The 10,781-nt window shown below is 65.3% G+C and carries 10 protein-coding genes; 7 read left to right on the top strand and 3 right to left on the bottom strand.

Features of this window, described 5'->3' with window-relative positions; translation table 11 throughout:
- Positions 1-295: 295 nt before the first annotated feature.
- Together FFS60_RS20270 and FFS60_RS20265 are read left to right on the top strand one after the other, a co-directional pair.
- A complete protein-coding gene (locus FFS60_RS20270; RefSeq protein ID WP_137822968.1) occupies positions 296-757 on the top strand; it encodes a Bro-N domain-containing protein in 462 nt (153 codons plus the stop codon).
- A 106-nt stretch (positions 758-863) separates the two neighbouring features.
- Positions 864-1,397, top strand: a complete 534-nt coding sequence (locus tag FFS60_RS20265; RefSeq protein WP_137822967.1) for a transposase — start codon at positions 864-866, stop codon at positions 1,395-1,397.
- Between the two features lie 118 nt (positions 1,398-1,515).
- On the opposite strand, the gene FFS60_RS20260 is transcribed toward FFS60_RS20265, so the two are convergent.
- The 3 genes from FFS60_RS20260 to FFS60_RS20250 all read right to left on the bottom strand — a co-directional run bounded on the left by FFS60_RS20260 (position 1,516) and on the right by FFS60_RS20250 (position 4,755).
- Positions 1,516-3,012 (bottom strand): CoA-acylating methylmalonate-semialdehyde dehydrogenase, encoded by a 1,497-nt coding sequence (locus FFS60_RS20260; protein ID WP_028630817.1) that lies wholly within the window; start codon positions 3,010-3,012, stop codon positions 1,516-1,518.
- Positions 3,013-3,121: 109 nt separating this feature from the next.
- A complete protein-coding gene (locus FFS60_RS20255) occupies positions 3,122-3,409 on the bottom strand; it encodes a cupin domain-containing protein (protein WP_028630816.1) in 288 nt (95 codons plus the stop codon).
- Positions 3,409-4,755 (bottom strand): aspartate aminotransferase family protein, encoded by a 1,347-nt coding sequence (locus tag FFS60_RS20250; RefSeq protein ID WP_028630815.1) that lies wholly within the window; start codon positions 4,753-4,755, stop codon positions 3,409-3,411. The genes FFS60_RS20255 and FFS60_RS20250 overlap by 1 nt, the downstream gene beginning before the upstream one ends.
- Positions 4,756-4,875: 120 nt before the next feature.
- Here FFS60_RS20250 and FFS60_RS20245 point away from each other — a divergent pair, with 120 nt between their 5' ends.
- From FFS60_RS20245 to FFS60_RS20225, 5 genes are all read left to right on the top strand, one after another.
- Complete coding sequence (locus FFS60_RS20245) at positions 4,876-5,796, top strand: LysR family transcriptional regulator (protein ID WP_028630814.1); 921 nt, start codon at positions 4,876-4,878, stop codon at positions 5,794-5,796.
- Positions 5,797-5,961: 165 nt separating this feature from the next.
- Positions 5,962-7,335: a uracil-xanthine permease family protein gene (locus tag FFS60_RS20240; protein WP_137822966.1), complete on the top strand. Its 1,374-nt coding sequence runs from the start codon at positions 5,962-5,964 to the stop codon at positions 7,333-7,335.
- Positions 7,336-7,481: 146 nt separating this feature from the next.
- Positions 7,482-8,150 carry a TetR/AcrR family transcriptional regulator gene (locus tag FFS60_RS20235; RefSeq protein WP_028630812.1) on the top strand — a complete coding sequence of 223 codons (669 nt, stop codon included), beginning with the start codon at positions 7,482-7,484 and terminating at the stop codon, positions 8,148-8,150.
- The gene (locus tag FFS60_RS20230) at positions 8,150-8,734 is read left to right on the top strand and encodes a YigZ family protein (protein ID WP_028630811.1); all 585 of its coding nucleotides are present in this window, start codon (positions 8,150-8,152) and stop codon (positions 8,732-8,734) included. Before FFS60_RS20235 ends, FFS60_RS20230 begins: the two co-directional genes overlap by 1 nt.
- 507 nt (positions 8,735-9,241) lie before the next feature.
- Positions 9,242-10,780 carry an ABC transporter ATP-binding protein gene (locus FFS60_RS20225; RefSeq protein WP_137822965.1) on the top strand — a complete coding sequence of 513 codons (1,539 nt, stop codon included), beginning with the start codon at positions 9,242-9,244 and terminating at the stop codon, positions 10,778-10,780.
- Position 10,781: the final 1 nt, after the last annotated feature.

Below are 10,781 nucleotides of genomic sequence, written 5' to 3'. Positions count from 1 at the left end.
TCCCCGCCCCCTCCCTAACGTGCCCCGGTCGCGGTCAACACCGCGACCGGGTTTGACGACCTGAAGCCATACGCGCGACTTTGCCTACGGTGCATGTGGGAAGCGACGGACGTTTCCCACGGCCCCTACCTTGTGTGCAGTTCCTTAGACTGCACCGCCCTAATGGCAGACCGCACGGGGAGATCCTTCGGGGTCTGCCGGATCTATGGCCCGGTTCGTCAACCCCGTGCGGTCTGCCACCCTTTCGCTTGACGACGAAGGTGGCAGCTCCTTATCGAGCCATAGGAGTTCCACCATGCACGACGCATACGTCCCCACCTTCTTCACTCGTCACAACCGCCCCCTGCGCGGCGTGATGATCGACAACCAACCCTGGTTCTCCGCCTACGACTTCGCCCGCCTGCTCGGTCTGCACCACCCGCAATCCCTGCACCGCCGCCTCAAGCCCCACGAAACCCGACGTGTCCCCATCCGCTACGCCAACGGCCATGAAGAAGAGGTCCAGGTCATCAACGAAGCCGGCCTCTACAAGGTGCTGATCCGCTTCGGCCATCCCGAATGCCAGCAACTGGATGAATGGCTCACCCGCGACGTCATCCCCACCCTGCGCGACCAGCATGCCGAGGACTACTACCGCCCGCGCCGCGTGATGCTGAGCTGGCAATCCCAACGCCTGACGCTGCTGGAGTGGCAAGGCGAGCTCTGGATGCCGTGGGAGCAGGTGCCGCACTACATGAAACACCCCACAAACCAATGATGGGTTTCGCTGCGCTCTACGCCATCCTACGGAGCCGGTCAGGCCACGATTCGTAGGATGGGTAGAGCTTGCGAAACCCATCAATACCCAGGCAAGGAAGCCCCCAATGACCGACTACCGCCGCGACCGCACCCCAGGCGCAACCTGGTTCTTCACCCTCAACCTGGCCGACCGTGACAGCCATCTGCTCACCGAACGCATCGACCTGCTCCGCACCAGCTTTCGCTATTGCATGACGCGCCATCCCTGGAGCATCGACGCCATTGCCATCCTTCCTGATCACCTCCATGCGCTCTGCACCTTGCCGCCGGGCGATGCGAATTACGCTCTGCGCTGGCGCCAGATAAAGAGCGGCTTTTCCCGCGCAATGCCACCATGCGAAACGCTCTCTGCCAGTCGACGGAGCAAAGGCGAACGCGGAATCTGGCAACGTCGTTTCTGGGAACATCGCATCCGCGATGAGGAGGATTTCGCGCGGCACGTGGATTACATCCACTACAACCCGCGCAAGCATGGCCACGTCGAACGGGTGGCCGATTGGCCGTGGTCATCGTTTCACCGTTATGTGAAGTCGGGAATCCTGCCGCGGGATTGGGCAGGGAGCGGGAATGACCTGAGCCACGGCGCCGGGGAATGGTGATGGGTTTCGCTGCGCTCTACGCCATCCTGCGCAGCGTCTGTAGGATGCGGTGGAGCGAAGCGATACCCATCAAAAAAAGCCCCGGCAATCGCCGGGGCTTTTTCATTCAACGCATCACTCAGCCGTTGCTGGGGAAGGCGAACTGCGCGGCCTCGTGGCTGGCGCGCTGCGGCCAGCGCTGGGTGATGGCCTTGCGGCGGGTGTAGAAGCGCACGCCGTCCGGACCGTAGGCGTGCAGGTCGCCGAACAGGGAGCGCTTCCAGCCGCCGAAGCTGTGGTAGGCCACCGGTACCGGCAGCGGCACGTTGACGCCGACCATGCCCACTTCGATCTCGTCGCAGAACAGGCGCGCGGCTTCACCGTCGCGGGTGAAGATGCAGGTGCCGTTGCCGTACTCGTGGTCGTTGATCAGCTGCATGGCGTCTTCCAGGCTGCCGACGCGGACGATGCACAGCACCGGGCCGAAGATTTCTTCCTGATAGATGCGCATGTCGGCTTTGACGTTGTCGAACAGGGTGCCGCCGACGAAGTAGCCGTCTTCATGACCGGCCACGCGGTAGCCACGGCCATCCACCACCAGTTTGGCGCCAGCGGCCACGCCGTCGTCGATGTAGCCGACCACCTTGTCGCGGGCGGCGGCGGTGACCAGCGGGCCCATGTCCAGGCCGCAGTTGGTGCCGGCGCCGATCTTCAGGGCCTTGATCTGCGGAACGATCTTGTCCACCAGGGCATCGGCGATCTGGTCGCCCACGCACACAGCCACGGAGATGGCCATGCAGCGCTCGCCGCAGGAACCGTAGGCGGCGCCCATCAGCGCGCTGACGGCGTTGTCGAGGTCGGCGTCGGGCATCAGAACGGCGTGGTTCTTGGCGCCGCCCAGGGCCTGCACGCGCTTGCCGCGCTTGGTGCCTTCGGCATAGATGTACTCGGCGATCGGCGTCGAGCCGACGAAGCTCAGAGCTTTGACTTCCGGTGCTTCGATCAGCGCGTCCACGGCTTCCTTGTCGCCGTTGACCACGTTCAGCACGCCCTTGGGCAGGCCGGCCTGGTGGAAGAGTTCGGCGATCAGCAGGGTGGAACTCGGGTCGCGCTCGGAGGGCTTGAGGATGAAGGTGTTGCCGCAGGCGATCGCCAGCGGGTACATCCACAGCGGCACCATGGCCGGGAAGTTGAACGGGGTGATGCCGGCGACCACGCCCAGCGGCTGGAAGTCGCTCCAGGCGTCGATGTTCGGGCCAACGTTCCGGGTGTATTCGCCCTTGAGGATTTCCGGGGCGGCGCAGGCGTACTCGACGTTCTCGATGCCGCGCTTCAGTTCGCCAGCGGCGTCTTCCAGGGTCTTGCCGTGCTCTTCGGCGATCAGCTTGGAGATGATGGCTTCGTTCTGTTCCAGCAGTTGCTTGAAGCGGAACAGCACCTGGGCGCGCTTGGCCGGCGGGGTGTTGCGCCAGGCCGGGAACGCGGCCTTGGCGGCGTCGATGGCTTGCTGGATGGTGGCGCGGCTGGCCAGGCCGACCTTGCGGTGGGCTTCGCCGGTGGCGGGGTTGAACACGTCTGCGGTGCGGCCTTGGTCGTCGATGCGTTCGCCGTTGATCAGGTGCGGGATGAGGCTCATGGGTGGGGTCTCTTGTAGGGCTATTGTCTGTGCGGCGCCGGATAGTCGGAGGGGCTGATACCCCCTCACCCCGGCCCTCTCCCAGAGGGAGAGGGAGTGGGTCCGTGCACTATTTCAATTCTGTTTCCACGAAGACCACTTCGTGGTCGCTGGCGTTGATCACGTTGTGCTCGACGCCAGCCTTGCGGAAGTAGCTCTGGCCGGCCACCAGGGGGGCGTGTTTGTCGCCCTCCGGGGTTTCCAGCAGCAGGGTGCCGTTGGTCATCGGTACCACGATGTAGTCGTAACCATGGCGGTGGCGACCGGTTTCGGCACCGGGGGCGAAGCGCCACTCGGTGACGATCACCTCGTCGTTATCCACCTGCACGGTGGGCACGGCCTGCGGGCGTTGACTCATCAATTCACGCCCTGCAGGGCCTGGCCGACGGCGTCGAACACGCGGTCGAGTTCTTCCGGCTTGGCGTTGAAGGTCGGGCCGAATTGCAGGGTGTCGCCACCGAAGCGCACGTAGAAACCGGCCTTCCACAGGGCCATGCCGGCCTCGAACGGACGCACGATGGCGTCGCCGTCACGCGGGGCGATCTGCAGGGCACCGGCCAGGCCGCAGTTGCGGATGTCGATGACGTGCTTGGCGCCCTTCAGGCCGTGGATGGCCTTCTCGAAGTGCGGGGCCAGTTCGGCGGATTGCTGCACCAGGTTTTCCTTCTCCAGCAGGTCCAGGGCGGCCAGGCCAGCGGCGCAGGCGACCGGGTGGGCGGAGTAGGTGTAGCCGTGGGTGAACTCGACGGCATATTCCGGCGTCGCCTGGTTCATGAAGGTCTGGTAGATCTCGCGGCTGGCGATCACCGCGCCCATGGGGATGGCGCCGTTGGTGATTTGCTTGGCCACGTTCATCAGGTCCGGGGTCACGCCGAAGTACTCGGCACCGGTCATGGTGCCCATGCGACCGAAGGCGGTGATCACTTCGTCGAAGATCAGCAGGATGTTGTGCTGGTCGCAGATTTCACGCAGGCGCTGCAGGTAGCCCGCCGGCGGCACGATCACGCCAGCGGAGCCGGACATCGGCTCGACGATCACGGCGGCGATGTTGGAGGCGTCATGCAGTTCGATCAGCTTGAGCAGCTCGTTGGCCAGCTCCACGCCGCCGGTTTCGGCAGCGCCCTTGGTGAAGGCCAGGCCCGGCTGCAGGGTGTGCGGCAGGTGGTCGACGTCCATCAGTTGGCCGAACATCTTGCGGTTGCCACCGATGCCGCCCAGCGCGGTGCCGGCGACGTTCACGCCGTGGTAGCCACGGGCGCGGCCGATCAGCTTGGTCTTCTGCGGCTGGCCTTTCAGGCGCCAGTAGGCACGGGCCATCTTGATGGAGGTGTCGGCGCACTCGGAGCCGGAACCGGTGAAGAACACGTGGTTCAACTCGCCCGGTGTGAGGTTGGCGATTTTCTCGGCCAACTGGAAGGACAGCGGGTGGCCGTACTGGAAGCCTGGCGAATAGTCGAGGGTGCCGAGCTGCTTGGCCACGGCTTCCTGGATTTCCTTGCGCGAGTGACCGGCGCCGCAGGTCCACAGGCCGGACAGGCTGTCATAGATACGACGGCCCTGGTCATCGATCAGCCAGCTGCCTTCGGCCGCGACGATCAGGCGCGGGTCGCGCTGGAAGTTGCGGTTGGCGGAGAAGGGCATCCAGTGGGCGTCCAGCTTGAGCTGGCTGGCCAGGGGAAGTTGGGCGGTCTGCGGCATGTTCATGAGTGGCCTCGAGGGGGTCTTGTTCTGAGGTGCGACAAGTAACTTGATGCCGACATTGCCACGGGCATAAAGTCACGAAAATCCAACTTTTCATATCTTTAGATCAGAGGTTACTAAACCATGAGCAGCCGCCGCCCAGAGCCGTTGGCACAGGTCAGCGATTTCGATATCCGCCTGCTGCGCATCTTCCGCAGCGTGGTGGAATGCGGCGGTTTCTCCGCCGCCGAGAGCGTCCTGGGCATCGGTCGCTCGGCCATCAGCCAGCAGATGAGCGACCTGGAACAGCGCCTCGGCCTGCGCCTGTGCCAGCGCGGCCGTGCCGGTTTCGCCCTGACCGAGGAAGGCCGCGAGGTGTACCAGTCGTCCATGCAATTGCTGGCAGCGCTGGAAACCTTCCGCACCGAGGTCAACGGCCTGCACCAGCACTTGCGCGGCGAGCTGAACATCGGCCTCACCGACAACCTGGTGACCCTGCCGCACATGCGCATCACCCACGCCCTGTCGCGGTTGAAAGAGCGCGGACCGGACGTGCAGATCAACATCCGCATGACGCCCCCCAGCGAGGTGGAGCAAGGGGTGCTCGACGGTCGCCTGCATGTCGGCGTGGTGCCGCAGACCGCCGCCCTTTCGGGCCTGGAGTACCAGCCGCTGTACAGCGAGCGCTCGCTGCTCTACTGCGCCGTGGGCCATCCGCTGTTCTACGCCGACGACGCCCAGCTCAGCGACGAACGCCTGAACCAGCAGGACGCCATCGCCCCCACCTTCCGCCTGCCGGCGGAGATCCAGGCGCACTACCAGGTGCTCAATTGCAGCGCCAGCGCCTCCGACCGCGAAGGCATGGCCTTCCTGATCCTCACTGGCCGCTATATCGGCTACCTGCCGGACCACTACGCCACCTTCTGGGTGCAGCAGGGCCGGCTGCGGGCACTGAAACCGGCAAGCCGCTTCTATGACTTGTCCCTGTCCTCGGTGACGCGCAAGGGCCGCCGGCCGCACCTGGTGCTGGAGAGCTTCCTGGACGCGCTGGCCGCGACCAGCTGAAGGGCGATACCTGCACCAGCCCGGCGCAGGGGCCCTCCTTTTGGTGCGCTCCCCCACTCCCGGAACACCGCCGCGTCCCGTCGCAAGCCGCGTCACGCCTGAAAAACTGTTCAACTGGTCAGCTTCTTGCAGTGCAGCCGCCACTCACTACCCGCGGGGCGCACCATGCACAGCGAAGCAACCAGCAACACCGATCTGATCTACGGCCTGGAAGACCGGCCCAACCCCCTGCAGTCCTTCTGTGCCGCGCTGCAGCATGTGTTGGCCAGCGTGGTTGGCATCATCACGCCGCCACTGGTAATCGGCGGCGCCCTGGGCCTGGGCGAGCACCTGCCCTACCTCATCAGCATGGCGCTGATGGTGTCCGGCGTCGGCACCTTCATCCAGGCACGGCGGCCCCTGGGTATCGGCGCCGGGATGATCTGCCTGCAAGGCACCAGCTTCGCCTTCCTCGGCGCGGTGCTCGCGGCCGGCTTCCTGGTGAAGAGCCGTGGTGGCAGCCCGGAGGACATCCTGGCCATGATCTTCGGCGTGTGCTTCTTCGGCGCCTTCGTACAGGTCGTGCTGAGCCGCTTCATCGGCCAGTTGCGGCGGATCATCACGCCGCTGGTGACGGGTATCGTCATCACGCTGATCGGCGTGAGCCTGATCAAGGTCGGCATCACCGACATCGGCGGCGGCTTCAAGGCGGCGGATTTCGGCGCTCCGGGGAACCTGGCCCTGGGCGCCCTGGTGCTGCTGACCATCATCCTGCTCAACCGCTCGCGCAACCCTTGGGTGCGCCTGTCGTCGATCCTCATCGGTCTGGTCGTGGGCAGCCTGGTGGCCCTGGCCACCGGCAAGCTGGCGCCACAGCCGCTGCCTGACCTGCCGCTGATCAGCATGCCGGTACCCTTCAAGTTCGGGTTCAGCTTCGACTGGACGGCGTTCATCCCGGTGGCGCTGATCTACCTCATCAGCACCATCGAGACCGTGGGCGACCTCACCGCCAACTGCATGCTCTCGCGCAAACCCTTCGAAGGCCCGGAGTACGAGGCGCGCCTGAAAGGCGGCGTGCTGGGTGATGGCGTCAGCTGCCTGATCGCCGCCACTTTCAGCGCCTTCCCCAATACCACCTTCGCGCAGAATAACGGGGTGATTCAGCTCACCGGCGTCGCCAGCCGTCACGTCGGCCTCTATATAGGTGCGGTCCTGCTGGTGCTCGGCCTGTTCCCGCTGATCGGCGCCCTGCTGCAGCAGATTCCCAAGCCGGTGCTGGGCGGCGCCACGCTGGTGATGTTCGGCAGCGTGGCAGCGGCCGGCATCCGCATCCTCGCGCAAGTGGACCTGGACCGCCGCAGCCTGCTGATCATCGCCGGCTCCTTCGGCGTCGGCCTGGGCGTCGCGGCCCAGCCCACCCTGCTGCACCAGATGCCGCAGATCGTGCAGAGCCTGTTCGACTCGGCCATCACCTGCGGCGGTGTGACGGCCATCCTGCTGAGCCTGCTGTTGCCATCGGAGCCGGCGCGGGAAACGGCACTGGAAAGCAGCGGAATCTGACCGCTGGCAGTGCGAAACGGCTGCATCCTGGCCCCAATCGGGTGCAGCCGTGAAATTACCTGACCGCCACTACAGTTTTGTCTTGTCGGACACGCCATCCTGGGTTATCAGTGCTGTCGCCAACCCCACTCAGAATCAGGAAACCTATGACTTCACTGGTGCCCGCCCACAGCCCGAATCCTTCCGCAAAACCCGCCGGCCGCATCCGTCAGAAGAACGAAGAGCTGATACTGGCCGCTGCGGAAGAAGAGTTCGCCCGCCACGGCTTCAAGGGCACCAGCATGAACACCATCGCCCTGCGCGCAGGGCTGCCCAAGGCCAACCTGCACTACTACTTCAGCAACAAGCTGGGCCTGTACATCGCCGTGCTGAGCAACCACCTGGAACTCTGGGACAGCACCTTCAACACCCTCACCGCCGAAGACGATCCGGCCGAGGCCCTGGCCCGCTACATTCGCGCCAAGATGGAATTCTCCCGACGCCACCCGCTAGCCTCGAAGATCTTCGCCATGGAGATCATCAGCGGCGGCGGCTGCCTCGAAGCTCATTTCGATCAGGACTACCGCACCTGGTTCAAGGGCCGTGCCGGGGTGTTCGAAGCCTGGATCGCCGCCGGCAAGATGGACCCGGTGGACCCGGTCAACCTGATCTTCCTGCTCTGGGGCAGCACCCAGCACTACGCTGACTTCAACACCCAGATCTGCCGCGTCACCGGGCGCAAACGCCTGACCAAGGAAGATTTCGAGACGGCCACGCAGAACCTTATCCAGATCATCCTCAAGGGCTGCGGCCTGACTCCGCCCGCGACCGCCTGATGCCCTTCACGCTCACCGCCCCCGCCGAGTACCGCGAGGAGATCAAGAAGAGCCGCTTCATCGCCCATGCCGCGCCAGTGGCCAGCGTAGAGGAAGCGCAGGCCTTCATCGCGCGCCTGTCCGAACCTGGCGCCTCGCACAACTGCTGGGCCTGGAAGCTGGGCAACCAGTACCGCTTCAGCGACGACGGCGAACCCGGCGGCACCGCCGGCCGCCCGATCCTCGCCGCCATCGAAGGCCAGGACTGTGACCAGGTGGCGGTGCTGGTGATCCGCTATTACGGCGGCATCCAGCTCGGCACCGGTGGCCTCGCCCGTGCCTACGGCGGCAGCGCCGCCAAATGCCTGCAAGGCGGCCAGCGCGTGGAGCTGGTGGCCCGCAGCCGAGTCAGCTGTCACCCCGCCTTTGCCGAACTGCCCGTGCTGAAAGCCCGCCTGGGTGAATTCGAGGCGTTGGTGGAAAGCGAACAGTTCGACGCCGAAGGTGCGGAGCTGGTGCTGGCCCTGCCCGACGGCCGCATTGCCGACCTGGAACGGCTGCTGCGGGATATCAGCCGGGGACGGATTGGGGTGAAGCGGCTGTAGCCCCATCTGTGGAGGCGCGTACCACCCACAATTTCTGTGGAGCCGGCTGTGGATAACTCGTGGGCTGTTTGCTGGAACGCCGCTGCGGTGCGGCTTAGCAAGAATTGTTCGCTTTTTGCCCAGACTCGGGCTTATCCCCCGCCCCAAAGATAAGCAGCTGATTTGCTAAGGCATTCCTTTGCGCACCAAGGCAGCGCAAGGGGGCTGCGGGGCGCCGTGGGGGGCGGCTTTTTGTCCACGCCGGACGGGGAAAAGACTGTGGATAAGCTTGGGAATAGCCCCCACAACCCAGCGGCCACGCCACCTGCAAGAAATTGATCAAAAAACGATCAGCACCTTCGCATCGAAAACGCTCACCTCGCACCAGCAGCGGGCGTCCGCACACAACACGTGGCCGCCCGCCTGCTGACGCAGCCCTTCTGTCATGCACCCTGGCGGCTTTCCTGACCTCATGGCCAGCTTTTTGCTTCGGCCCCGGCATTGCGCATTGCCTCAGGAAAAGGCCCCATGATCAGCTCCAATTCGCCGCCACGCCTCGAACTGCGTGGCATCACCAAACGCTACCCCGGCTGCCTGGCCAACGACCACGTCGACCTGTGCATAGGACCGGGAGAAATCCATGCCTTGCTGGGCGAGAACGGCGCCGGCAAGAGCACCTTGATGAAGATCATCTACGGCGTGACCCAGCCGGACGCGGGCGAAATCCGCTGGATGGGGCAAGCCGTGCAAGTGCGCGACCCGGCCCAGGCACGCGAACTGGGCATCGGCATGGTGTTCCAGCACTTCTCGCTGTTCGAGACGCTGACCGTGGCGGAGAACATCGTCCTCGCCCTGGGTAGCGAAGCCGGCACGCCGAAGCAGCTGGAGCCGCGCATCCGCGAAGTCTCGCGGCGCTATGGCATGGCACTGGAGCCGGAACGGCTGGTGCATGGGTTGTCCATCGGCGAGCGGCAGCGGGTGGAAATCGTCCGCTGCCTGATGCAGGACATCCGCCTGCTGATCCTCGACGAACCCACCTCGGTGCTCACGCCGCAGGAGGCGGATGAGTTGTTCGTCACCCTGCGCCGGCTCGCCGACGAGGGCTGCAGCATCCTCTTCATCAGCCACAAGCTGGGCGAAGTGCGCGCTCTTTGCCAAAGCGCCACCGTACTGCGCGGCGGCCGGTTATCCGGGCATTGCGTACCGGCTGAATGCAGTGACCTGGAACTGGCGCGACTGATGGTGGGCGATGCCGAAGGGTTGTCGGCCAGTTACCCGAAAGTCTCTGGCGGCGCGCCGTTCCTGAATCTGTCCGGGCTGTCGTGGAGCAACCCCGACCCCTTCGGTATTTCCCTGGCCGACCTGCAACTGGAAGTGCGCAGCGGCGAGATCGTCGGCATCGCCGGGGTCGCCGGCAACGGCCAGGACGAGTTGCTCGCCCTGCTCTCAGGCGAACAACGCCTCACCGGGGCCGACGCCGGCAGCGTGCGCTTCTCCGGCAGTCCGGTGGGCCAGTTGCGCCCGGATGCGCGCCGCGCCCTTGGCCTTGCCTTCGTCCCCGCCGAACGCCTGGGCCATGGTGCGGTGCCGGAGCTGAGCCTGGCGGACAACGCCCTGCTCACGGCATCCGGCCAGGGCCTTGTGAGTCGTGGGTTGATCCGCCGTGGCCGGGTGCTGGCCTTCGCCGACGACATCATCCGCCGCTTCGCCGTGAAAACGCCCGATGCCCAGGCGCCTGCCCGTAGCCTGTCCGGCGGCAACCTGCAGAAATTCATCCTCGGACGGGAAATCCTCCAGCAGCCGAAACTGCTGGTGGCCGCCCACCCCACCTGGGGCGTGGACGTGGGCGCCGCAGCGGCCATCCACCGCGCGCTGATCGCCCTGCGCGACGCCGGCGCGGCCATCCTGGTGATCTCCGAAGACCTCGACGAACTGTTCCAGATCAGCGATCGCATTGGCGCCCTCTGCGCCGGACGCCTATCGCCGCTCAAAGCCTGCGCCGCCACCAGCCCGGTGGAAGTCGGCCGCTGGATGGCCGGGCAGTTCGATCAATCCCAAGCCGCCTGAA

The sequence above is a fragment of the Pseudomonas sp. D(2018) genome, from assembly GCF_005502555.1.
In the GTDB taxonomy this organism is placed as follows: domain Bacteria; phylum Pseudomonadota; class Gammaproteobacteria; order Pseudomonadales; family Pseudomonadaceae; genus Metapseudomonas; species Metapseudomonas resinovorans.
The sequence above is the reverse complement of the archived record's forward strand: the minus strand, read 5'-3'. Positions and strand labels throughout refer to the sequence as shown.